General features: G+C 64.2%; 21 protein-coding genes. 11 read left to right on the top strand and 10 right to left on the bottom strand.

Annotated elements, in window-relative coordinates; translation table 11 throughout:
• The first annotated feature begins 5 nt into the window (after positions 1-5).
• Entirely contained in the window at positions 6-1,298 is a 1,293-nt protein-coding gene (locus ACFWAY_RS19045) for an amidase (RefSeq protein ID WP_378511673.1), read from the top strand.
• A gap of 380 nt (positions 1,299-1,678) precedes the next feature.
• Here the strand turns inward: ACFWAY_RS19045 and ACFWAY_RS19050 are convergent, their stop codons facing one another.
• From ACFWAY_RS19050 to ACFWAY_RS19075, 6 genes are all read right to left on the bottom strand, one after another.
• Positions 1,679-2,461, bottom strand: coding sequence for an SDR family NAD(P)-dependent oxidoreductase (locus tag ACFWAY_RS19050; protein ID WP_378511674.1), 783 nt, complete (start codon positions 2,459-2,461; stop codon positions 1,679-1,681).
• A gap of 72 nt (positions 2,462-2,533) precedes the next feature.
• Positions 2,534-3,562, bottom strand: a complete 1,029-nt coding sequence (locus ACFWAY_RS19055; protein ID WP_378511675.1) for an ABC transporter permease — start codon at positions 3,560-3,562, stop codon at positions 2,534-2,536.
• Positions 3,562-4,563, bottom strand: a complete 1,002-nt coding sequence (locus tag ACFWAY_RS19060; RefSeq protein WP_378511676.1) for an ABC transporter permease — start codon at positions 4,561-4,563, stop codon at positions 3,562-3,564. Before ACFWAY_RS19060 ends, ACFWAY_RS19055 begins: the two co-directional genes overlap by 1 nt.
• Positions 4,560-6,083 carry a sugar ABC transporter ATP-binding protein gene (locus tag ACFWAY_RS19065; protein ID WP_378511677.1) on the bottom strand — a complete coding sequence of 508 codons (1,524 nt, stop codon included), beginning with the start codon at positions 6,081-6,083 and terminating at the stop codon, positions 4,560-4,562. The genes ACFWAY_RS19060 and ACFWAY_RS19065 overlap by 4 nt, the downstream gene beginning before the upstream one ends.
• 65 nt (positions 6,084-6,148) lie before the next feature.
• The gene (locus ACFWAY_RS19070; RefSeq protein ID WP_378511678.1) at positions 6,149-7,276 is read right to left on the bottom strand and encodes a sugar ABC transporter substrate-binding protein; all 1,128 of its coding nucleotides are present in this window, start codon (positions 7,274-7,276) and stop codon (positions 6,149-6,151) included.
• Between the two features lie 154 nt (positions 7,277-7,430).
• Positions 7,431-7,958, bottom strand: coding sequence for a nuclear transport factor 2 family protein (locus ACFWAY_RS19075; RefSeq protein ID WP_378511679.1), 528 nt, complete (start codon positions 7,956-7,958; stop codon positions 7,431-7,433).
• Between the two features lie 810 nt (positions 7,959-8,768).
• Between ACFWAY_RS19075 and ACFWAY_RS19080 the strand changes: the two genes are divergently transcribed.
• Positions 8,769-9,842, top strand: coding sequence for an alkene reductase (locus tag ACFWAY_RS19080; RefSeq protein ID WP_378511680.1), 1,074 nt, complete (start codon positions 8,769-8,771; stop codon positions 9,840-9,842).
• A gap of 111 nt (positions 9,843-9,953) precedes the next feature.
• Here ACFWAY_RS19080 and ACFWAY_RS19085 read toward each other — a convergent pair whose 3' ends face one another.
• Both ACFWAY_RS19085 and ACFWAY_RS19090 read right to left on the bottom strand, forming a co-directional pair.
• Complete coding sequence (locus tag ACFWAY_RS19085; protein ID WP_378511681.1) at positions 9,954-10,799, bottom strand: tetratricopeptide repeat protein; 846 nt, start codon at positions 10,797-10,799, stop codon at positions 9,954-9,956.
• The gene (locus tag ACFWAY_RS19090; protein WP_378511682.1) at positions 10,718-11,500 is read right to left on the bottom strand and encodes an ATP-binding protein; all 783 of its coding nucleotides are present in this window, start codon (positions 11,498-11,500) and stop codon (positions 10,718-10,720) included. The genes ACFWAY_RS19085 and ACFWAY_RS19090 overlap by 82 nt, the downstream gene beginning before the upstream one ends.
• A 344-nt stretch (positions 11,501-11,844) precedes the next feature.
• Between ACFWAY_RS19090 and ACFWAY_RS19095 the strand changes: the two genes are divergently transcribed.
• Positions 11,845-12,228, top strand: a complete 384-nt coding sequence (locus ACFWAY_RS19095) for a LuxR C-terminal-related transcriptional regulator (protein ID WP_378511683.1) — start codon at positions 11,845-11,847, stop codon at positions 12,226-12,228.
• A 183-nt stretch (positions 12,229-12,411) separates the two neighbouring features.
• Here ACFWAY_RS19095 and ACFWAY_RS19100 read toward each other — a convergent pair whose 3' ends face one another.
• Positions 12,412-12,858 carry a cupin domain-containing protein gene (locus tag ACFWAY_RS19100; RefSeq protein ID WP_378456430.1) on the bottom strand — a complete coding sequence of 149 codons (447 nt, stop codon included), beginning with the start codon at positions 12,856-12,858 and terminating at the stop codon, positions 12,412-12,414.
• Positions 12,859-12,944: 86 nt separating this feature from the next.
• Positions 12,945-13,442 (bottom strand): MaoC/PaaZ C-terminal domain-containing protein, encoded by a 498-nt coding sequence (locus ACFWAY_RS19105; protein ID WP_378511684.1) that lies wholly within the window; start codon positions 13,440-13,442, stop codon positions 12,945-12,947.
• Between the two features lie 283 nt (positions 13,443-13,725).
• Here ACFWAY_RS19105 and ACFWAY_RS19110 point away from each other — a divergent pair, with 283 nt between their 5' ends.
• The 8 genes from ACFWAY_RS19110 to ACFWAY_RS19145 all read left to right on the top strand — a co-directional run bounded on the left by ACFWAY_RS19110 (position 13,726) and on the right by ACFWAY_RS19145 (position 22,352).
• The gene (locus ACFWAY_RS19110) at positions 13,726-14,616 is read left to right on the top strand and encodes an HpcH/HpaI aldolase/citrate lyase family protein (RefSeq protein ID WP_378511685.1); all 891 of its coding nucleotides are present in this window, start codon (positions 13,726-13,728) and stop codon (positions 14,614-14,616) included.
• Between the two features lie 34 nt (positions 14,617-14,650).
• Positions 14,651-15,118 carry a MaoC family dehydratase gene (locus ACFWAY_RS19115; RefSeq protein WP_378456433.1) on the top strand — a complete coding sequence of 156 codons (468 nt, stop codon included), beginning with the start codon at positions 14,651-14,653 and terminating at the stop codon, positions 15,116-15,118.
• Positions 15,115-15,951: a fumarylacetoacetate hydrolase family protein gene (locus ACFWAY_RS19120; protein WP_378511686.1), complete on the top strand. Its 837-nt coding sequence runs from the start codon at positions 15,115-15,117 to the stop codon at positions 15,949-15,951. The genes ACFWAY_RS19115 and ACFWAY_RS19120 overlap by 4 nt, the downstream gene beginning before the upstream one ends.
• A gap of 385 nt (positions 15,952-16,336) precedes the next feature.
• Complete coding sequence (locus tag ACFWAY_RS19125) at positions 16,337-17,461, top strand: substrate-binding domain-containing protein (RefSeq protein ID WP_378511687.1); 1,125 nt, start codon at positions 16,337-16,339, stop codon at positions 17,459-17,461.
• Positions 17,462-17,530: 69 nt separating this feature from the next.
• Positions 17,531-20,071 (top strand): ATP-binding cassette domain-containing protein, encoded by a 2,541-nt coding sequence (locus ACFWAY_RS19130; RefSeq protein ID WP_378511699.1) that lies wholly within the window; start codon positions 17,531-17,533, stop codon positions 20,069-20,071.
• Between the two features lie 13 nt (positions 20,072-20,084).
• The gene (locus ACFWAY_RS19135) at positions 20,085-21,101 is read left to right on the top strand and encodes an ABC transporter permease (protein ID WP_378511700.1); all 1,017 of its coding nucleotides are present in this window, start codon (positions 20,085-20,087) and stop codon (positions 21,099-21,101) included.
• The gene (locus ACFWAY_RS19140) at positions 21,098-21,949 is read left to right on the top strand and encodes a mycofactocin-coupled SDR family oxidoreductase (RefSeq protein WP_378511688.1); all 852 of its coding nucleotides are present in this window, start codon (positions 21,098-21,100) and stop codon (positions 21,947-21,949) included. The genes ACFWAY_RS19135 and ACFWAY_RS19140 overlap by 4 nt, the downstream gene beginning before the upstream one ends.
• A 49-nt stretch (positions 21,950-21,998) precedes the next feature.
• Positions 21,999-22,352 carry an EthD family reductase gene (locus ACFWAY_RS19145; RefSeq protein ID WP_378511689.1) on the top strand — a complete coding sequence of 118 codons (354 nt, stop codon included), beginning with the start codon at positions 21,999-22,001 and terminating at the stop codon, positions 22,350-22,352.
• Positions 22,353-22,378: the final 26 nt, after the last annotated feature.

The following is a 22,378-nucleotide window of genomic DNA, read 5'->3' on the forward strand; positions in this document are numbered from 1 at the left end:
ACCCGATGCCCGCAGTACAGCACGACACGTCGCTGTCCACCCTCGTGGCGAGAATAGCCGCGGGCGAGCTGACCCCGAGTGACGTGATCGCCGGCGCGCTCGATCGCCTCGAACGCATGGAGCCCGACATCCGGGCGTGGGTACGGATCGACCGGACCGGCGCGATCGAGGCTGCCCGGCAGCTCGACGCCGTACCTTCGGGTGGACTCCTGAACGGAATCCCGTTCGGAGTCAAGGACATCATCGACGTCCACGCCGTGCCGACCGAATGTGGATCGCCACTGCGACAGGGGCGAGTGGCCAAGTCCGACGCCCCACTGATCACCCGGCTCCGACGGCTCGGCGCGATTCCCCTGGGCAAGACGGTCACCACCGAGTTCGCGTACTTCGCTCCCGGCCCCACCCGGAATCCGCACGGGCTCTCGCACACACCCGGCGGTTCGTCCAGCGGCTCCGCGGCCGCCGTCGCGGCGGGCGTGGTCCCCCTTGCCCTCGGCAGTCAGACTGCCGGCTCACTGACCCGGCCCGCCGCCTACTGCGGAGTCGCGGGTTTCGTGTCGGCCGTCGGAGGGCCCCTCGACACAACGGGTTTCGTCGGACTGTCCCACAGCCTCGACGCAGTCGGACTGCTCACGCCCACGGTCGCCGATGTCCGGTTCGCCTACCTGGCGTTGACCAGTGCGGCCCGTTTCCCGGACCCCCTCGAACCGCCGGAGCGGCCGAAACTGGCTGTGTGGCCGGGCACCGAACTTGCCGAGATCTCGGGTGACATGCGGGCGGCACTGACGGAGACCGTCGACGATGCCGTGGTGAACGGTGCGGTACTCGTGGACATCGACTGGCCGACACTGACCCCTCGGCTCGTCGAAGCACACGCCACAGTCATGGGTTACGAAGCCTGCCGCGCGCTCGCCGCGGAAGGTAACCGGCCGGATCAACTGAGCGCACCGCTGAACGACCTCCTGACGCACGGCCGCAAAATCACCGCCCGGGACTACCACCGCGCGCTGTCCGTTGCCGAGCAGGCACGCGCCGAGATGCTGGAACTGCTCACCGACGTTGACGCTGTTCTCGGCCCCGCCAGCCCAGGCGCCGCGCCGAAGGGTTTGACGGCCACCGGCTCTCCCATCCTCAGCCGACCGTGGCAACTCCTGGGCCTGCCTGCACTTGCCGTGCCAGGTCACCGGGACGGCAAGGGCATGCCGCTGGGGCTGCAACTCATCGGGCACCCAGATCGCCTCGACAGGCTCTTCGCACTCGGTCACACCATTGAACAGGCAGCCCACGGACGGCAATAGGACGGGTCGCTCAGATGACCACGGGCAACGCCCCAGAAGCGTCCCGCCGGGTTGTAGACGTGGCGAATGCTCGCCCCCGACGGGACACCATGCCCGCGAGGGTCTCTTCCTTGGTCAAATCGCGCGCGAACCCTCATCCGCCAACCAGCACCATACCCACTGTGGTGCTGTCGGTTCATACACATGTTCAATGTCTATGCAATCGGCGGACGTGTTGACCAACTCGCCGATTCACCACTGGAAACTCGTTGTCCTACATTGTGCTCGCCATGGCGGCGTTTGACAGAAGCCGTTGCGTATCACGAGTGGGTCGGCTACCTCGCTAGAGCAATCTCGCCGCGTTCGACCATCAACAGGCCTCACGCCGCATCCAGGACCATCTACTGTATGGTCCACCCACCGTCTGCCATATACACAGCACCGTGCACAAAGCTTGCTTCGTCGCTGGCCAAAAATAGCGCCACGTTGGCTAGCTCGGAGGGCTGGGCGTGGCGTCCGGCCGGGGCTTTGCGTAGGGCTTCGACGACGGGCAGTTCCTCGTTGGTGAGGATGTCCTTCGTCATTTCGGTCTCCACCGCGCCGGGGGCGATGGCGTTGACCCGCACGTTTTGGTGGGCGTAGTCGAATGCCATTTGCTTGGTGAATCCGATGACACCGTGCTTCGACGTCGTGTAGGCGATCCCGCCACCGCCTGCGATGAGCGCGGAGACGGAGGCGGTGTTGACGATCGCGCCGCCGCCGGCGGCCAACATCGAAGGCAGCAGAGCCCTGCTGACCAAGAACATTCCCTTCAGGTTTACTCCGACCACATTGTCCCACAACGCGTCGTCCGTATCGAGTGCGGTGGCATAGTCATCGAGGATCCCGGCGTTGTTCATGATCACGGTGACTTCACCGAGGATCCGGATTGTCTCTTCGGCCGCTGCCTCCACGCTTGCCGTGTCAGAGATATCGACCTGTACGCCGGCTGCATCGCCTCCGACGTTCCGGATGAACTCGACAGTTTCGTCGATGCGCTCCTTGTTCAGATCCCAGATGACGACCCGTGCACCTTCCATCGCGAATCGGAGCGCGCTCGCGCGGCCGATCCCCGACGCTCCCCCGGTGATGACCGCCTTACGGTTGGCCAAACGTGTGCCCTGGACGAAGCCGACTTCACTCATGAGTCATCTTCCTTCGATATATCGATAATGGACAGCATTCTCGAGGTGTACCTGTCTACCCGGGTACGGGAGCTAGGACACGGGGGTGGATGCAGATACCGGCGTCCGCGGGCGTGGTGTGCGCGAGGATCGCCGGGCAACATGGAATCTGCGGAGCGACTGGCCGATCGGAGAGGATCCGTTCGCGATGTCGAGGACCAGAAATACGAGCAGGACCGCTCCAGTTGCAAGGCTTGCCGCCCAGAATGCGGCGCCGTGCAATGTCAGGCCGGAGAGGAGGCACTGCAAGGTCAGAACGCCGACGAAGATGCCCGACATGCTTCCCCGGCCGCCGTACAGGCTGATCCCGCCGATCAAGGCTGCGGTGACGGCGGCGACAAGTAGCGTCTCGTGTCCGCTCGGAGAGGCACTACCGGACCGCAGGGATGCCAGCGAACCGGCAAGGGCCGCCAGCCCCGCCGAGAGAGCGAAGGCCAGAACGAGGAGCTTTGAGGGTGAGATACCGGCCGCACGGGATTCCTTGCGCGCTCCACCTATTGCGTAGATCTCGCGGCCGATGCGGGTGTACCGGAGGACGTACCCGATCGCCACCACGATGGCGATCATGGTGAGACTGAACGGGGAGAAGATGACGAACCGCTCGCGCAAGGCAGTTGTGATCGCAAGGTTGGACAGGTCCATCGTCACGGTCTGCTCGTGTGAGAGCACGAATGCGACACCGCGCAAGGCGATGAAGGTACCGAGTGTGAAAACCAGTGAGGAGATGTTCAATCGGGCGATGAGGGCACCTTGGAGGACACCGAAGACAAGCCCCGCGATAGTCGCCGCGGCAACCGCGACCACGACTCCGGAACCGGACATCTGGACTGCGACGATTCCGGCGCAGGCGGCGATCGAGCCCACCGACAGATCGAGTTCACCGGCCAGCATGGTGACACCGAGTCCGGCGGCGACGATGCCGACGAGGGCGCATGATTCCAAGATTGCGTAGATGTTGCCGCTGCTTGCATAGCCGCGGGTGGTGAGGGCGAAGAACAGAAACACCAGCACCGCCAGTGCGATGCGCAGTATGAGGTCATGGTGAAGAATTCCAGAACGCATCATTTAGCTCCCGCTCTGCGACGAACCAGGGGGAAGGACACCACAACAATCAGGATGAAGGCACCCATGATGGTCGTCCTTATTCCGAAGGACCAGCCCAGCAACAACATGTAGTTTTGAAGCATCGCGATGAAGACCGCGCCCAGCGCAGTTCGAGTGGGCGAACCCTGCCCTCCCTGAATCGCTGTGCCGCCGATGAGAATCGCTGCGACAACGTCGAAGTCGAGGCCGCTGAACTCGCTGATCCGGGCCTGGCTGAACTGCGCGGCCCCGAATATTCCCACGATGCCCGCCGCTACGCTCGCGACGACGAAGACTACGGTGGTGACCTTCCAGACCGCGATTCCTGAGCTGATCGCAGTGGCCCGGTTGGCGCCGGTGACCACCGTTTGCCGCCCGAATCGCGTCTTGCTCATCACGAACCACGCCACGACGATGAGGATCAGGAACGCCCAGGTCTGCGTCGGCACCCCGAGCGGACGAGCGTTCCCCCACCACTCGACCGAGGTGTTGTCGATGCGGACGTTCTTGCCGCCGGTCGCGAGACCAGCGAGACCCGCGAGTAGTGCCCCGGCTCCCAAGGTGGTGACGATCGGGTTGGCACCCATCGAGACCAGAGCGCCCTGCACGGCACCGAGCATCAGGGTCACGATCAGCGTCGCGACGACAGCGAGGGCAAACGGCACACTGTGAGACATCAGCAGGGCAAAGGTCACTCCGCCGAATACCGCTGTCTGCCCTAACGCCAGCGAGAAGAATCGGCCTGCGACGGTGATGAACGTGGCGCCGAGGGCAACGATTCCGGTCAAGGCCGCGGACCTGAGGATGGCCAGCGCGTTCGCTGTGGTGAGGAATGCCTCGTTGGTCAGACCCGCGACGATGATCGCCGTAGCCAGCGCCAGTGCCGCCCCCGCCAGCGGGAGATATTTTCTCGCTCCCGTGGCGTTTGCGGACGCGGGCGGATCCGAGGACGTGACAGTAGTCGTGCCGACCGCGCTCATATCTGTACCTCCTCGGGGTGAGTGATGTCGCGCAGCACTTCGTGTGTGCTGATGGACGTGGCAGGAACCGTTCGGATGAGGCGACCACGGAACATCGTGACGATGGTGTCGGCGAGGCCGTGAACCTCCTCGAGGTCTGACGAGGCGAACACGATCGCCAGGCCCTGCTCGGCGAGCATCCGCAAGTGCTGGTAGATCTCGGCACGCGCACCGATGTCCACGCCGCGGGTCGGTTCCTGCACCAGGAGCACTTTCGGTGAGATACCCAGCCACTTTCCTAACGCGACCTTCTGCTGGTTGCCGCCGCTGAGAGTGCCGGTCTTGTGGGGCATCCGGGTCGGGCTCAGAGCGACTTGCCCAGCGATCGTGTGGGTCAGTTCCCGCACCCGGCGTCGGCTGACGAGTCCGTTCGGGGAGATCGACTTGATGGCAGGAACCATCAAGTTGGTCGAGACGGTCAGGTCGGCGAAGATGCCATCCAGTTTCCGGTCACTCGAGCAGTACGCGATACCGGACTTGATGGCGTCCGTGAGGGTGTGCGCCGGTGGTAGTGGCGCACCGTCGACCACGATTGACCCGGACTCGACCACGTCGACACCCGAAATCGCGCGCACCAACGCACCTGAGCCGGAGCCTAGCTGCCCGGCCACCCCGATGATCTCCCCTGCATGCAGTTGCATCGACACGGGATTGGGAAGCTCTCGGGTCGTGATGCCGGCTGCATCGAGGATGGCAGCTCGGAATGATTGGGCTCGTCTCGGGAACATATCTTCGAGGGGACGACCGATCATCGTTTCGATGACTTTCTCGAGGGTGACGTCGCTGACGTTGCAGGGAGGGTTGCTCCGGCCGCTGCGGAATATGGTGATGCGGTCGGCGATCTCGAAGACCTCACCGAGCCGGTGGGTCACGTACACGATGCTGTGACCGGCGGCCGCAAGCCGGAATACCGTACTTTTTACTCGTTCGATGTCGTTATCCGACAGTGCCGCAGTGGGTTCGTCGAGAATGAGGATCTTCGCATCACGAGCGAGCAGACGGCCGATTTCGATGAGTTGGCGCTCTGCCACCGACAGCGTCTCCACCGGGGTGCGTGGATCGATGTGCTCTAGACCCACGGCATCGAGATGCTTGCGCGCTTCCTTCGCCAGTCTCGCGGAGGTCCACGCGCCCTTGAACGGTACGCCGCCGAGGAAGATGTTCTCCGCGGCGCTCAGGGGGCCGATCACGCTCAGCTCCTGCTCGGCGACGGCGATACCGGCAGATCGTGAGCGCCGGGTGCTGCCGAGTTGAGTCGGTTCGCCGTCGACAAGGATCGTTCCCTCGTCCGCGGATTCGAGGCCGGCGAGAATTTTTACCAGGGTGCTCTTGCCCGCGCCGTTTTCGCCGAGGAGCGCCATCACTTCGCCCTTGCGCAGAGTGAAGTCCACTCCGCGAAGGGCGTGCACCGACCCGTAGGACTTCTTGATGCTTCTCATTTCGAGAACCGGCGGCGCAGCGCCGTTGTCGACAGAACCCATCGTTCGCTCTTCCGTCTCTGATTGTGAGGCTCGAATATTCACACCGCTGAACTGCAGGGTACGGTTCAGCTGTAGTTGCAGAGCTCCGATGCCGGCCTGCCCCAGATGGTCGTGCTGTCGAACGATGCTGCGGTGCCGTCGAGTTTGGTGTTGGGCATGAAGTTGCGCTTGTGCGGCGGGGTGTCGATGGACGGCGGCGCGTCCGCGGACAGGTCTGCATCGCCGTCGAGGACCGAGCCGTTCTTCAGGTAGGCCGCCAGCGCGTAGATCGCGGACTGTCCCTCGACGAGCGGAGATTGGATCGCCGAGCCGACGAGTTCACCATTTATTACCGCAGCATTGGTGTTGGCGTTCATGCAGGTGCCTCCAACGAAGAGTGCGTCCTTGCCGGGAAGGATGCCGTTCTCTTTGGCTGCGCGGATGGCACCGAGCGCCAGGGCATCGTTGACTCCGTACACCCAGGTGAATTTTCCCTTGTTGGCTGGGATGACCTGGGAGCCGATGCTGTAGCCCTCGGATTCGAGGAATCCGCCGGATGTCACATCGCTGAGAACCGCTGACGAGGGAGAGCTCTGCTTCAACTCGTCGGTGAATCCGGCGACTCGCTGTTGCGCAGCCGTGTGGCCGGCAACCGTGTTGACGATCAGACCGTCGCCGAGGGGTACGCCGGCCTTCTGGGCACCAGCGATGAGCAACTGCGCTGCTGTTCGACCGCTGCCGTAGTCGTTGACGCCGGCGTACGCGTCGAACAACGAGTCCTGCTCCTCGGTGGGAACCTGGTTGAGAATGACGAGCGGAATTCCTGCTGCTTTGATGGCTTGTTCGGACGCTACTGCCGCTTCCCCGGAAATGGGGTTCAGCACAACGCCGACGGGCTTGTCGCCCTGAGCCAGCATCTGCTGGATTGCAGAGTCCTGTTCTTCCTGCGTCGACGCCTCGACATAGGAGACATCCCAGCCGTAGGACTCCGCGACTTCGCGTGCGCCGACCTCGTTCTGTCCGAAGTACGGATTCTCGCGGGACTGGCCGAAGAACATCACCTCACCGGATGAGGGCATGCCGTCCGGCGCTGATGATGGGCTGCTTTGAGCGCTGCCGCACGCGGTGAGCAGGAGTGTGGCGGCGGTGCATCCGGCGGCGGTCAGGTAAGCCCGTCTGCGCTTATGGTCTGCGCGAGGTGGGAATTTCGACATGTTGACTCCTGTTTGGGGACTTGTCGGGGGCACTGCCGGTGGGATGGGTAGGGCGGTCCCGCCGAACTGCGGCCCGGGACACTGCGATGTGCACGAAGATCGAAATTCGAGCAGATCGTGATGTTGGATGTTGCGGCGGTGCCGAAGCAGGTGCCTATTTGTCGGACCAGACCACGCGAAGCCGGGTCAGGGTAAGCGCAGAGAACTTCCATGTCCCGTCCACGCACTCATACTTCTCGTGGTAGTGCCCGTAGCCGTGCATGACCTCGTCGCCATACTCCAGACGGTCGTACATCGACCAGCGCCCCACAGCTCGATTCGGGCTGATCAGCTCAATTTGCGGGTCGTGTCCTTGATGAACCGAGATGACCTCGGAGACCGCACCCGCGATGACCCGCGCCGTCGCTTCGCCGCCGCTGACGATCCAATCGTCAGGGTTGATATCGGCCGCACTCACCCCGTGATGCCCGATGTGATATTGACCTTCACCACCGAAATCGACACGTGCGTCCGGGGTGAAGAGCGCCTCGATGCCTGCCCAGTCCTTCTCGTCGACGACCTGGAAGTATCGTGACTTCAGCTGGCGAATCTCCTCGATGGCGCACAGCTTGTCGATGGGGTCTGGAACATGGAGACTTTTCACTTCTCGCGTGTCCGCAGTTGTTGACTCTGAAGCGATCACGGATCCTCCTCGCTTGGGGATACCTATCCGGTCCTATGGGGAGCGCGCGCCTAGCTGCATCTTCTGCGCGCCGTCCGTGTTTGCTACTGACACGGCGTGCAGCCAGAAGGGCAGCCGACGATTCGAACGGCGTGGCAGGAACGTCAAGTGGGTGCAACGAACGCAAAGAAGCCTACAAACGCTCGTTCGTTGGATGTAACGTAGATCATAGTTTTCGGTGACGCAAGAGTTCCGGACCCGAACACCACTGTCGGCAACGTTCCGCTGCGGGCGTCTCCGTCCACACCACTGCGAGTCGGCCATTCGAGACGACCGAATCGCATCAGCGAACCCCTCGCCCCACACCAGAGCGGCCGCATCGCGCCTTATCGCCACAGCTGTGACACGTACCCGGCCATGCGTCCACCTGTGAGGGTTGACACATCGACTGATTCCGCTAATACTTACGAACGTCCGTACGTTTGTTGCACGGGAGAGGGACTTCGACCAATCACCGATCGCACGCGGGGTCAGCGCAGAGACCATCCGAAACATTAACCCCACCTGAGCATTACCGGAATCATCGATTCGTCCGATGACAACGTTCAACGATTCCCGGACAAGGCTCGTCGGGCGCAACCTCGCGCCTCGCTACGCCGATGAGACTGAGCTCCGGGGTTCGACTGTGACTGCACCACCGAATTCACTCGCACCAGACAAACACCGACAGCGCGGTCGACAACTAGCCATGCAAAAGGCATTACTCGGTGCCGATGCGAGCCAGGTGGTGGCCGGGCGGACAAATATCCCCACAGAAGGAGTTCTCAGGTCATGTTGTTCGAGACATATAAATTGGGTTCACTCGAGCTGTCGAATCGAGTCGTCATGGCGCCCATGACGCGGGTTCGCGCCTCCGAGACGGGACTGCCGTCCGAGAGTGCCGCGCTCTACTACGGGCAACGCGCCAGCGCGGGGCTCATCGTGAGCGAGGGCATCTCGCCGTCGAAGCAGGGACAGTCCGAGCCGAACATTCCCGGTCTGTACAACGACGAGCAGGAGGCCGCCTGGCGCCCGATAACCAAGGCTGTCCACGATGCCGGCGGCCGGATCTTCGCCCAGCTCATGCACGGTGGACGCGTTGGACACCCGGAGATCAACGGACTGCAGCCGCTCGGAGCCTCGCCCATCGCCGCCCAGGGCACGATCTTCAACTCCGGCGGTCGGCTGGCGTTCGTCACTCCCGTCGATATGACCGTCGAGCAGATTCAAGAGCAGGTCAACGTGTTTGTCACGTCGGCCGAGCGCGCAATCGCCGCCGGTTTCGACGGCGTCGAGATCCATGGTGCCAACGGCTACCTGATCCAGCAGTTCCTGTCGGACAACAGCAATCAGCGCACCGACCAGTACGGCGGGTCGCACGAGAACCGGGCACGCTTCGCAGTCGAGGTCGCTACCGCCGTCAGCGCTGCCATCGGCGCCGACCGGGTGGGGATCAGGTTCTCTCCCGGCGGAAAGTTCCACGACATGAACGAAAGCGATCCCGAAGGCCTCTACACAACGCTTCTCAACTCCCTGAATCCGCTGGGATTGGCGTACCTCCACATCCTCGAGACTGCATCGAACGATATCAACGACCGGATCCGAGAAATCTGGACTGGCCCGCTGATCGTCAATCCTGCAATCGTCGGAAGTGCAGACTTCGTCGACAAGGCGAATGCCGATCGGTGGTTGGCGCGCGGCGGCGACCTGATCGCATTCGGTCGGTACTTCATCTCCAACCCGGACTTGGTGCGTCGCTTGCGCGATGGCCTCGAACTGACCATGCCCGATCTCGACACCTTCTACTCGGGCGGAGACAAGGGCTACGTCGACTACCCGGAGTGGTCAGACAGCGCCGTCGGCTGACACTGGTGGGTGGTGCCGGGCCGGAGTTCTTCCGGTCCGGCATCGGTGCTGTGACGAGCTGGCATACAGTCTCGGAGATAGCAGCGAGGGCCGTCTGGGCAACGGCCCGGTTCACCGATTCGCCGTGGGCTCGGAGATTACGAGGGCTTCTTCGAGGCAGGTGACTGCGGTCTCGTGTTCGCCGTTGCGACCGCGAGCGCGACCGAGTCCTGTCAGTACCTCCAAGCATGCCGTGGCATCCCCGGACTCACCAATCGCCGCGAGAGCGTTTTCAAAGAGCGCGGCCGCCGTGGTGGCATCGCCGCTCGCGAGCGACACTTCGGCTTCCGAACGTAGAACGGGTTGCGCTACGCCCGGATCCGAGTTCAGGGCCGCGAATCGACGTGCCTCGGCGAGCAGATCGAGGGCCTCGTGAGATCGTCCCTGTAGGCCCGCCAGTGCGCTTTCGGCGCACGGCGCCGCGACCTGCGCGGTGGACGACCTCGAGATTTGGTGGGCCCGGGCTTGGCTCAGCCACTGCCGGCCCTCTTTCAGAAGACCACGGCACACCCAAAATCGCCGGAGCGCGATCGCAATGCGAAATCCGCACGGATCGTCGAAGCAGGCCGACATCACGACATAGAGGTTGGCCCGCTCTCGGTCCAGGCGATCGATGAATTCGACCTGCTGGAAGCCGAGCCAACAGGCGTCCGAATAGAGGGCGAGCTTGATGAACCAGTCTCGAATCCTGCGGAGGACAGTCGTGTGCCGGTCGATTGTACGCAGCTTGTCGCGGCCGTAGTCGCGCACCGTCGCGAGCATGCGATACCGCACCAGACCGGCGGTCTTTTCGGGGATGATGATCGACTTGTTGATCAGCGAGCTCGCCACGTCGACTAACTCGTCCGCGGTGGCGTAACCAGCGCATACTGCTTCGGCGGCGTCGAGTTCGAACCCGTCCTCGAATATCGACAGCAACTCCCACAGAGACCGCTCGGCCGCGGTACAGGTCGTAACTCCAGGCCAGGCTCGAACGCAGGCTTTTGCTGACGTGCGGGCGCTCCCCGGCTACCGAGGGTAAGGAAACAGCACAGATCGTCGGGGTGTTCGAGGATCTGCTGTGTGGACAATGCTCGCAGCCGCCGGGCCGCCAGCTCGATGGGAAGCGGCAGCCCCTCGAGCCGCTGGCAAATCTTCGCGACGGCGAACTGATTGTCCTCGGTGATCCCGAACCCGGGCACGGCGGCGCCGGCCCGATCGGTGAACAGGGCGATCGCCTCGTAGCTGGGGAGCAAGCTCAGTGAACTCGGGCCGTGGCAGTCGGGGGTCGCCAACGGTCGCAGCGCCAGTGTGGCTTCGCCACCGATCCCCAGACATTCCCGACTGGTGGCCAGAATGCGCAGATCCGGACAGACCCGAAGCAGTTTCTCGACTGCTACCGCGACGTCGGCAACCAGGTGTTCGCAGTTGTCGAACACGAACAGCGCGCGTTGTGTCGCCAGGTGTTCGGTCAGATCGTCGAGCGAGTGCGCTGTGATCTCGGGTGCGAGTGACGCGGCGATGGTGTCGGTCAGGTTCCCGGCGTCGTGCACGTCGCCGAGTTCGATGAGCCGGACACCGCCGGTGAACGTGTGCCCGATGTCTGCTGCCAAACGCAGCGCCAGACGAGTCTTCCCCACTCCACCTATTCCGGTCACGGTGACCAACCGGTGAGTACCGAGGAGTCGTGTGGCTTCAGCGAGTTCGGCGCGCCTCCCGACAAAGCTGGTCAACTCGAGCGGGAGGTGTGCTGTTCGATCCCCAATGGCGAGCGACATGGGACCGCTTCTTTCACCGGAGTTTGATTCGGTACCCGACATCCGCTTACACTTACGAGTGTTTGTTTGTTTGAGCCTATGACTCTTCACGGTCGATGGCAAGGACTTCCGTGTCGAACAACCATTTCGGGCCGAGCAACGCCAGGACTGGAGAGCCGCCGCGGAGCGTCCATGGCTGGGTCAGTCCCCGGAGGGTTGTGGAATCGATGACCATGCACGCCGAGCTGAGCCGAATCCTCGATTTGCTTCACTCTCAGCACGTGGACGACCCGGCGGCACGCCTTGGCGCCGCATCGGCGCTGGAGAGGATCCTCCTCTCCGGCGTCCACGCCAATTCGTGTGTTCACGCCGGTCTTGCGGCCCGCGCGGATGCCGCATGGCCTTCGGATCACGACGAGCCGTTGACCGGTCGCGAACACGAGATTTTGGGCATGATCGCGGGCGGTGCGTCGAACGCCGAAATCGGTCGTGACTTGTATATATCGAGGAACACGGTCAGGTTTCACGTCAGCAATATCCTGCGCAAGATGTCGGTGAACAATCGCACTGCGGCGGTCGCGAAGATGACAACCGGCGTTGGCGCGCGCTAGCACCTCTCCCCCGGTTCGCCCCCGTCCCGGTACACCAAACGGCCGATATGCGTTCCGCTGCTCGACGCACCGACGTCCTCCGGCCGTGATTCGGCCGTGATTCGGCCGGAGGACTTCCGTGGGTGGAAATATTGAGCCGCAGCGAAAGGACCGCCTGCGGATGATGCATATAGAGAGAGAAGGTCAGTGCGCCTCGGCGTGCGTGCCGACACGGACGTATCCGGCGAGGGTGCCGTCGTCTACCTCGGGCAGGTTGACGACGATGTTCTCGGGCGTGCGGGTGGTGAGCCAGATGAGTTCCTCGGTGGTGCTCATGTTGGCTTCGACGTGCGGCATGAAGGGTGGGACGAAGACGAAGTCCCCTTCCGACATGTCGATATACTCGCTGAAGTTCTCGCCGAAGTAGATTCGCGCCTTGCCGGTGAGAACGTACCCGCCGGTTTCGGCCTCACCGTGATGATGTGGCAGTGACCGATATCCCGGCTCGTTGAAGACCTTCCCGAACCACAGCTTCGTCGCCGGCGTGTGCTGGACGCTGACCCCGGACACCCGCACGGCGCCACCGGATTGGCCCGTGTTCTGCGCTTCCGCCCCCTTGCGAGTTACTACCGGCTTGTCGTGCTCGGCCATGCTCGATTCCTTTCAGAAGACAAACGTTGCTTTTATGCAAGATATGAGTGCCACTGCGGCCGCTCGCGGGCCCGCCTGGTGACGAGTCAGCGCAGCGGCTCGGGGCGTCGGCGGATCATGAAGCTGCTCCGGAAGGTCATCACGGCTTCGCCTCGCTGATTGAGAGCGCTGTAGGCGAAGGACCAGATGCCCTGGTCGGGTTTCTTCGTGGGACGGGCGGCAATGAGCTCGGCTTCGGGATGCAAGGTGTCGCCGATGTGCACCGGACGCAAAGCGCGCACCTCGTCGAGGCCGAGCCAGGCGACGACGTTGTTGAAGTAGCCGGTCTGGGTCGTCAGCCCCAGGGCGAGCGAGAGCGTGAACGGCCCGTGTGCGATTCGCTGCCCGAACTGGGTGCCGGCGGCGTACTCCTCGTCGAGGTGCAGCGAGACGATGTCGCAGGTCAGCCCGGCCCACTGCACCAGGTGTGCATCAGTGACAGTCATACCGGGGCCACGGAGTACGTCCCCCAGCTCGAGGTCCTCCCACCAGCGATCGGGCTGCCCGATCACTCGGGTGACAGTGCTGACGTCGTTGATTGTCATCGAAACTCCTCATAGCGCCGGCGCCGCCGGCCGTGTTAACGTACGAGCGATTGTTCGTTTAACACTACGGGCAGCCAACCCGCTGGTCAATCATTTGGTCAAAGCCTTGCACCACGATCTCTGGATGTGACGAGATGCCACACACCACGAAATCCCGCACCTTCTTCGCTGCGGGCTCGGACACGGCCGAGTGGCCGGCGCAACGATCGGCGGCATTACCCGGGACTGCGCGGGGAGTCCGTGTCGTCCCTGCACCGGCGGTTCCCTATCGAGTGAGGAAGTAATGCGACCCCTACGTTCTCTCCAGTTTGTGCCGGCTCATCGTGAGGGCTGGGCGCAGAAAGCCGTGCGCGCCGGCGCCGACGCCGTAATCCTCGATCTCGAGGATTCGGTTCCCGAGCCGAGCAAGGCGGAGGCCCGCTCGATGGCAGCCGTCACGATCGACACCCTGCGACGCGAGCACCCCGAGGTGACGGTGCTGGTGCGCCCGAACCCCCTCGATACCGACCACTTCGGCAAAGACCTGCAGGCCGTCGTCCGCCCCGGGCTCGGCGGTCTACTGCTCCCGAAGATCTACGGACCGCGGGAGGTGCTGGATTTCGCGGCCCTGCTCGAGCACTTCGAGATCGAGGCCGCGCTCACCCGCGGCAGCGTCGAGGTGATCCCCACCCTCGAAACCGCGAAGTCGCTGGTGAACTGCGAGTCGATCGCGGCAGCCCATCCCCGGGTCGTATCGTTGATGGTCGCCGCGGCTCGCGATGCCGATGTCTCGCGGGAGGTCGGTTTCGAGTGGACAGCCGAGGGCCTCGAAACCCTGCACTACCGCAGCAAGGCTGTGCTCGCCTGCCGCGCCGCCGGGCTGGCCCATCCGATCGTGGGACTCTGGCAGGAGATCTCCGACCTGGAAGGGCTGCGCCGGTTCGCCGAGGGCAACCGTCGGTTGGGCTTTACCGGGCAGGTCCTCATCCACCCCTCACACATCGAGACGGTCAACGACGTCTATGCGCCGGACCCGAAAATCGTCGACCGCTTCCGCCGCATGATCGAGGCCTTCGAGCAGGCCCAGGCGAACGGCCAGGCGGCGGCACTGTTCGAGGGCGAACACGTCGACATCGCCCACGTCAAAACCGCCCGCGGCGTGGTTGCCCTCGCCGAAACCATCCAGTCGCGCTGACCCATCACCCGACCGAACCTAAAGGACCAGACAAATGAGTGGACTGTACTTCGAAGAGCTCGAACCGGATCTCACCATCCAGCACGCCGTGACCCGCACCGTCACCGAAACGGACAACCTGCTGTTCACGACGCTCACCATGAACGTGCAGCCCCTGCATCTCGATGCCGAGTTCGCCAAGAACAGCATGTACGGCGAGCGCATCGTCAACAGCGTCTTCACCCTCGGTGTCGTCGTCGGTATTCCGGTGCAGGAAACGACACTCGGAACGACGCTGGGCAACCTCGGGTTCGAGGAGATCGCCTTCCCGGCACCGGTGCTGATCGGTGACACCCTGCGCGTGGAGACCCAGATTCTGTCGCGCCGCGAATCGAAGTCCCGGCCGGATACCGGAATCGTGCGCTTCGAACACCGCGGTTTCAACCAGAACGACAAGCTGGTCTGCCGCGTCCAGCGATCCGGTCTGATGCTCAAGAAGCCCGCCGAGGTCGCCGTCTCATGAAGCTGGCGACGCTGCGTTTGAACGGATCCACCGCGGCGGCCAGGATCGACGGCGGGTCAGCGGTCCTGATCGAGCCGTACTCCTCTGTCTCGGAGCTGTTACGAAACCCGAACTGGCAGCGCATTGCAGCAGAGGCCGCTGGTGCCGTCACCGATCTCGCCGACGCCGACTATGCACCGGTGGTTCCGCACCCGACGAAGATCGTGTGCGTGGGCTTGAACTACGCGAACCACATCGAAGAGATGGGACGGGAACTTCCCCGGTACCCGACCTTGTTCGCAAAGTTTCCCGAAGCGCTCATCGGCGCCTACGACGACATCCACGTCCCTGCCTATGCCGATCAGCAGGTGGACTGGGAAGGTGAGCTCGCCGTCGTCGTCGGCAAGAAGGCGAGGACGGTGCAAGCCTCCGACGCCGGCGAATACATCGCCGGTTTCGCCGTCGCCAATGATGTCACCATGCGCGACTACCAGTATCGGACGCAGCAGTGGCTGCAGGGCAAGACCTTCGAAGGAACGTGCCCGATCGGCCCGACGCTGGTGACCCCGGACGAGTTTTCGCTCGGTGCCACATTGAACACCCTCGTCGACGGTGCAACCGTCCAGTCGGACTCGACCGGCGACCTGGTGTTCACCCCCGCACGGTTGATCGAGTACATCTCACACATCGTCACCCTGCAGGCTGGTGACGTGATCTTGACAGGAACTCCCGGCGGGGTCGGCCATCCGACGGGAACACATCTGTCCGACGGTCAAACGCTCACCACGGAGATCAACGGCCTGGGCACCCTGCGCAACACTGTGCGCGTTGCCGCCCCGGTCCCGGTCGGCTGACACCCGCACCAAGCTCCACAACCGAACATACGACACGGCCCAGCCCTTCCAGTCCGTCACGGACCGGGAGGGCTAGTGGCCGTTGCTCCGCCAGCACCCAGAGCGCGCACAACGGTTCCCACTCTCCGGGCCTTCCGCCGCACAGGCGGCGCACCACCACAGTGGGACGCGAGATCGCTCTTCCACACTGCCGCAACAGAGTTGACGCGAGGCGATAAGGGCAACATGCCACACAGTTTCTGCTGACGCGTGAGCGCCGCGAGCACCCCCAAACTCCCAAGGTTGCGCCATGCCGTAGATCACCCGTTGACGGATGCTGTGCTCTACGCCACAATAGCTAAACGAGCAAACGTTCGTCTGTGTCTGGCATTAAGAAGGAAAATCCATGAACGCTCTGTCTTGTCGTCGTGCGGCCCTTGCCGGAGTTGCCCTCAGCGCGATCCTCAGCGTCGCCGCATGCACCGCCAGTGCGCCGGCAGAATCGGGTAGCAGGTCCGGAGGTTCGACGAGCGACGGTGGCCAGGCCTTGCCGGTCGAGCAGCTCTGCGGCGACCAGCCCCTCAAGATCGCGCACGTCGCCGGTTTCGGTGCCAACTCGTGGCGCAAGATCACGCAGGCCGAACTCACCGACGAGCTTTCCGCCTGCCCGAACGTAACCCTCGAGTACACCCAGGCCGACAACGACCTGCAGAAGTACATCACCGCGATCAACTCCTACACCGCACAGGGTTTCGATGCGATCGTCACGTACGACGACTTCGGCAGCCAGGCGCTCAGCGCCCTGAAGAATGCTCATGACTCCGGTGTCGTCGTCGTGCCCTACATTGCCGATCCCGGCGGTGAGGTCGGCGTCGACTACGACGGTTACGTCCAGTACGACTTCGATGTCGAGGGCGACGCGATGGCAAAGTGGCTGGGCGGCCAGGTCCAGCCGGGCAGCAAGATGCTCTTCAGCGGCGGACTGCCGGGCGGGAGCCCCTCGACGGTCGCCCTGTGGGACGGAATCAACGAGACCTCGAAGGAACTCGGCGATGCCTTCACACCCCTGACCAACGAGCCGCAGCCGTCGAGCTGGGACGCGGCATACGAGCAGCGGGCGATGGCCGGGGCGCTGACCAAGTACCCCGAGATCGATGCTCTGGCATCGGATTACGGTGTCGCATCGAAGGGCGGGCTGCGAGCGTTCATCAACGCCGGCCGGCCTATCCCGCCGCTGGCGACGTCGGCGACCGACAACGAACTCGGTTGCATGTGGTTGCAGTACCACCAGGCCAACCCGGATTTCCAGTTGCTGACCCTCGACGGCACCACGACCGTCGTGCGTATCGCAGCCCGCAAGGCATTGGCCGCGCTCAACGGACAGCCCGATAACGAGCCGGAGAACTTCGAACTGCCGACGTTCGTCGACACCCTGGGCGGCAAGCTCCCGACCTGCCGCGAGGACCTGCCGCCGGACGCCGACCTGTCCTCGGCGCTCTCGCCCGAGCAGCTCTCGGCCGTCTTCCGGTAACGGCTAACGGTCCGGCCCGAGCATGAGGAGTGGTCAACAATGACTCAGCAAGACATCGTCGAGGATGTGATGTACGTGAGTGACCTACAGGTTCAAGAAGATCCGGTCCACAAGATCGCCGATCAGGACATCGTCCTGCGACTGGGCTCCGTGGACAAGAAGTACCCGGGGGTCCACGCAATCAAGGGTGTCTCGCTCACCGTCCGGCGCGGCGAGATCCATGCGCTGGTCGGCCAGAACGGGGCGGGCAAGTCCACCCTCGTCGGCATTGCGGCCGGTTCGATCACCGCCGATTCGGGGACGGTGGAGATCGGTGGCGTCGCTGCCACCGACCCGTCCCCGGCCTGGTGCCGGGAGCAGGGGCTCGCCATCGTCTATCAGGAGCCGGCGCTTCTTCCGGATCTGACGGTGGCCGAGAACATGCGCCTGAATATGCCCGAAGACCGCCGCCCTTCGGTCGGCGAGCAGGTCGGCTGGGCGGAAGGCATCCTCTCGCGGTGGAGCAGCGTGGCCTCGATCGATCCGCGCACTCCGGTCCGCGAACTGCAGCCCGACGCGCGCTTCGTCGTCGAGATTGCGAAGGCCCTGGCGGAAGAGCCCAAGGTCATCGTCCTCGACGAACCCACCGAGCATCTGCTGCCGCCCGCGGTGGCCGAGTTGTTCCGCCTGGTGTCGGAGTTGATCGACGCCGGTGGCGCGGTCGTGTACATCTCGCACCGGCTCAACGAGGTCAAGCAGATCGCCCACACCGTGTCGGTACTGCGCGACGGCGCGCTGGTCGGAACGTTCGACGGCGCCGAGGTGACCGAGCAGGACGTGGTCAACCTCGTCGTCGGCCGCGAGCTCACCCGCGCGCACACCCGCGCCGAGACCCGCACGACCGCGCTCGGTGACACCTTGCTGGAGGTCACCGGATTCTCCGGTACAGGGTTCGACGACCTGGACCTGACGGTCCGTGCCGGCGAGATCGTCGGGTTCGCCGGTGTCGAGGGTCAGGGACAGCGCGAGGTCCTGCGTGCGCTCGGCGGTTTGGTCGCCGGGCGCGGCACCATCGAACTCGGCGGTCGGGCAGTCAAGACGTCGAGTCCGACCGCGGCACTGGCCGGGGGAATCGCCTACCTTCCGCACGACCGGCACCACGAGGGCATTCTTCCGGGCCTGAGTCTGCGGGAGAACGCCTCGCTGTCGTCGCTGGGGCGGTTGTCTCACCTCGGCGTGCTCTCGCGCCTGCGCGAGCGCAAGGCCACGTCCGAAACGTTCGCGTCGATGCGGGTCAAGGCGCCCTCCGCCGAGGTCGATATCGCCACCCTCTCGGGCGGAAACCAGCAGAAGGTCGTGCTCAGCCGAGTTCTGATGACCGAGTCGAAGCTTATTCTGGCCGACGAGCCCACCCAGGGTGTCGACATCGGCGCCCGCGAGGAGATCTACACCATCCTGCGGGAGGCGGCGGCCCGCGGCGCGGCGATCATCGTGCTCTCCTCCTCTGCTGCTGAACTCGAGCAGCTCTGCGATCGGGTCATCGTCTTCTCCCGTGGCAAGGCCGCGAAGGAACTCGTCGGCGACGACCTGTCCGAGCACGGCATCGCCCAGGCCGCACTCAGTGCCACCGGCAGTCGCAGTCGCGTCGGCACCGCGCTGCGGAAAGTCACCTTCGGCCGGAAGCTGGCCCGCAACGACCTCACTCCCGCGGCGATTCTCGCGATCGCGACCATACTGCTCGCGGGTGTGGCGATCAGCCAGAGCGAGTTCTATCTCACCTCACGCAATTTCGGGCTGATCTTGCCGCTGCTGGCCACCTTGGCGTTCTTCGCGATGGCCCAGCAGGTGGTGATGATGGTTGGGGGCATCGACCTGTCGGTTGGGCCGCTGGCAGGCCTGCTGGTCGTGGTCGGCTCGTTCGTCCTGTCTGCGTACAAGACGCCGATCGGGATGATCATCGGGCTGATCGTGCTCGCACTCGTGGCCGCGGTCGTCGGTCTGGTCAACTGGACCTTGGCGGTGGTCGTCAAGATCAATCCCCTGATCGCCACCCTGGTGACCTATACCGCGATCCAGGGCATCGCGTACCTGCTGCGACCGTTGCCCGCGGGCAAGATCGATCCGATCTTCCTGTCGTACGCGTCCACCAAGCTCGGATTCATCCCGATCATGATCGTCTTGGCGATCGTCGTCGCGGTGCTGCTCGAGTTCGCGATGTACCGGACTCTGTTCGGTATCCGCCTGCGCGCCACCGGATCCGCGCATGCCACCGCAGATCGGATCGGTGTGCGCACCAAGCGGATCACTCTGATCGCGTACGTAGGCTGCTCGGTGCTGGTCGTTCCGGCGGCCGTGCTGCTGATGGCGCAGGCCGGGACCGGAAATGCCAGTATCGGTGACAGCTACACGCTCGCGAGCATCGGTGCCGCGGTACTCGGTGGCGCCTCGATCTTCGGTGGGCGTGGCTCGTTCATCGGTGCCTGCCTCGGCGCGGTGCTGGTGATCCAGATCAATACGGTGGTGCAGTTCATCGGCTTGCCGCTGTACTGGCAGCAGTGGCTGCTCGGTGGGCTGACCATCGCCGCGGCCGCCTTCTACTCCAAGTCCCGAACCCTCGCAGAGCGGAGCTGACGCCGTGAGCGCAATGCACGCACCACAAGCACTCCCGGACACCGAACCGAAGGACTCCGGTTCTCGCCGCTGGACGCCGACCTGGAACGGCACCAGCTCGGTCATCGCGATCACCGTGGCCCTATTCGGCTTCAGCTGGCTCATCGCACCCGGCAGCGTCTCCGGCAGCGCGATCGACTCGCTACTCCCCTTCGCCGGGATCCTGGCGATCGCCGCGATCGGGCAGACCATCGTGGTCATGCTCAAGGGCATCGACCTGTCACTGCCCGGCATGATGACGATGGCCGCCCTGGTCAGCAGCCAGTACGCCCAGGACCACGGCAGCATCCTCACCGCGTTGCTCATCGTCGCCGCCATCGCCGTCGTCGTCGGCCTGGTCAACGGCATCGTCGTCTCGGCCTTCTCGGTGACCCCGCTGGTGGCCACCCTGGCAGTCAACGCCGTCCTGATGGGCGCCGCCCTGGCCTACTCCGGAGGAACCCCGACCCGCGCCCCTCAGAGCGTGTCCGACTTCGCACTGGAAAAGTCGATCGGTGTCTCCAACACGGTGTGGCTCGCGATCGCGCTGATGATCGTGACCGTCTTCGCAACCGGCCGCACCGCCTGGGGACGCCGGGTGATCGCCGTCGGGTCGAACGAGCGCACCGCCCACGCCGCGGGTGTGCGCACCGCGCGGATCAAGATCAGCGGATACGTCGCCGCCGCGCTGTGTTACAGCGGTGCGGGGGTCCTGCTGGCCGGGTATGTGAGCACACCGAACACCAACGCCGGCACCAGTTACCTCCTGCCGGCCATCGCGGCGGTCGTCGTCGGCGGCACCGCCCTCACCGGTGGCCGCGGCAACATCATCGGCACAGCCGTCGGAGCCCTGTTCCTGAGCCAGCTCACTCAGCTGGTGCTCTCCCTCGGCGCACCGTCCTCCACCCAGTTCCTCGTCCAAGCCGTGGTCATCGCCGTTGCGGTGGGAGCACAGCAATTGGACCTGCGCCACATCCTCCACCGCCTGAATCCTCGAAAGGATCTTTCATGAGAGACATCGGTCAGCGACTGAACGGCAAGGTGGCGTTCGTGACCGGCGCCGCCCGCGGCCAAGGCCGGTCGCACGCCCTCACTCTCGCGGGCGAAGGCGCGGACCTCATCCTGCTCGACTCGGTACGCCCGATCGACCAGGTCAGTTACGCGATGCCCGAGCACGCGGACCTGAAAGAGACCGCCGGCCTGATCGAGGACCTAGGCCGCAGGGCGGTCGTGATCGAAGCCGACGTCCGCGACGAGTCGATGATCGACGCGGTCGCCGCTGCCGCCGCCGAACTGGGACGACTCGACATCGTCGTCGCCAACGCCGGCGTTCTCGGCGCAGCCAAACCCTCCTGGGAGCTCACCCGTGCGGAATGGGACACCCTGATCGACATCAACCTCACCGGTGTCTGGCAGACGATGAAGGCGGCGTTGCCGCACATCATCGCCGGTGGTCGCGGCGGGTCGATCATCGCGATCAGTTCCATCGCCGGTATCCGCGGAGTCCCGCACGTGGCGCACTACAGCGCCGCCAAGCACGCGCTGGTCGGATTGGTCGGCTCGGTCGCGAACGAGGTTGCTCCGCACAACATCCGGGTCAATACGGTGCATCCGACCAACGTCCGCACCGACATGATCGACAATCCGACGGCAGCGAAGATCTTCCGTCCGGACCTCGAGAACCCGACCCTCGACGACGGTATCGACGTTCTCGGGCGCATCAACCTGCTCCCGGTGCCGTGGGTCGACTCCGCCGACATCTCCGAAGCCGTCCTGTGGCTGGCCTGTGACGAGTCCCGGTATGTGACCGGCACAGCGCTGCCCGTCGATGCCGGGATGCTCGCAAAGTACCCCGGCTGACAATCCCACATTTCCACGTCAACAGACCCCAACAGAGAAGGAAAATCAAATGACAGTCAACGGTGGACCGGTCCGCACGATCGCACTGATCGGACGCAAGCCGGGAATGTCGTTCGCCCAGTTCGACGAGTACTGGCGTGAAAAGCACGCCCCGCTCGCCGCGCAGGTGCCCGGCGTGATCCGCTACGTGCAGCGGCACGTCGTTCCGCAGGAAGGTGCCACCGAACCCGACAACGGATTCGGGATCGACGGTCTGGCCGTTCTCGACTACGAGAGCGCCGAGGCGATGGAGGCAGGTTGGGCGTCCGAGGCCGGTCAGGCGGCCCTGGCAGACGTCGAGAACTTCATCGGCAAGCACTACGTCGTGGTCCTCGATGACCACGTCGTCGTCGGCGACGCCTGAATCCGTCGGCGCCCCTTACACGCAGA

It is taken from the genome of Rhodococcus sp. NPDC059968 (assembly GCF_042738615.1).
Classification (GTDB): Bacteria; Actinomycetota; Actinomycetes; order Mycobacteriales; family Mycobacteriaceae; genus Rhodococcus_F.

What these genes read in the sequence shown, in the direction of transcription:
- ACFWAY_RS19045 (WP_378511673.1), top strand. Translation starts at nt 6, where the DNA reads ATGCCCGCAGTACAGCACGACACGTCGCTGTCCACCCTCGTGGCGAGA.
- ACFWAY_RS19050 (WP_378511674.1), bottom strand. Translation starts at nt 2,461, where the DNA reads ATGAGTGAAGTCGGCTTCGTCCAGGGCACACGTTTGGCCAACCGTAAG.
- ACFWAY_RS19055 (WP_378511675.1), bottom strand. Translation starts at nt 3,562, where the DNA reads ATGCGTTCTGGAATTCTTCACCATGACCTCATACTGCGCATCGCACTG.
- ACFWAY_RS19060 (WP_378511676.1), bottom strand. Translation starts at nt 4,563, where the DNA reads ATGAGCGCGGTCGGCACGACTACTGTCACGTCCTCGGATCCGCCCGCG.
- ACFWAY_RS19065 (WP_378511677.1), bottom strand. Translation starts at nt 6,083, where the DNA reads ATGGGTTCTGTCGACAACGGCGCTGCGCCGCCGGTTCTCGAAATGAGA.
- ACFWAY_RS19070 (WP_378511678.1), bottom strand. Translation starts at nt 7,276, where the DNA reads ATGTCGAAATTCCCACCTCGCGCAGACCATAAGCGCAGACGGGCTTAC.
- ACFWAY_RS19080 (WP_378511680.1), top strand. Translation starts at nt 8,769, where the DNA reads ATGTTGTTCGAGACATATAAATTGGGTTCACTCGAGCTGTCGAATCGA.
- ACFWAY_RS19095 (WP_378511683.1), top strand. Translation starts at nt 11,845, where the DNA reads ATGACCATGCACGCCGAGCTGAGCCGAATCCTCGATTTGCTTCACTCT.
- ACFWAY_RS19100 (WP_378456430.1), bottom strand. Translation starts at nt 12,858, where the DNA reads ATGGCCGAGCACGACAAGCCGGTAGTAACTCGCAAGGGGGCGGAAGCG.
- ACFWAY_RS19105 (WP_378511684.1), bottom strand. Translation starts at nt 13,442, where the DNA reads ATGACAATCAACGACGTCAGCACTGTCACCCGAGTGATCGGGCAGCCC.
- ACFWAY_RS19110 (WP_378511685.1), top strand. Translation starts at nt 13,726, where the DNA reads ATGCGACCCCTACGTTCTCTCCAGTTTGTGCCGGCTCATCGTGAGGGC.
- ACFWAY_RS19115 (WP_378456433.1), top strand. Translation starts at nt 14,651, where the DNA reads ATGAGTGGACTGTACTTCGAAGAGCTCGAACCGGATCTCACCATCCAG.
- ACFWAY_RS19120 (WP_378511686.1), top strand. Translation starts at nt 15,115, where the DNA reads ATGAAGCTGGCGACGCTGCGTTTGAACGGATCCACCGCGGCGGCCAGG.
- ACFWAY_RS19125 (WP_378511687.1), top strand. Translation starts at nt 16,337, where the DNA reads ATGAACGCTCTGTCTTGTCGTCGTGCGGCCCTTGCCGGAGTTGCCCTC.
- ACFWAY_RS19130 (WP_378511699.1), top strand. Translation starts at nt 17,531, where the DNA reads ATGTACGTGAGTGACCTACAGGTTCAAGAAGATCCGGTCCACAAGATC.
- ACFWAY_RS19135 (WP_378511700.1), top strand. Translation starts at nt 20,085, where the DNA reads ATGCACGCACCACAAGCACTCCCGGACACCGAACCGAAGGACTCCGGT.
- ACFWAY_RS19140 (WP_378511688.1), top strand. Translation starts at nt 21,098, where the DNA reads ATGAGAGACATCGGTCAGCGACTGAACGGCAAGGTGGCGTTCGTGACC.
- ACFWAY_RS19145 (WP_378511689.1), top strand. Translation starts at nt 21,999, where the DNA reads ATGACAGTCAACGGTGGACCGGTCCGCACGATCGCACTGATCGGACGC.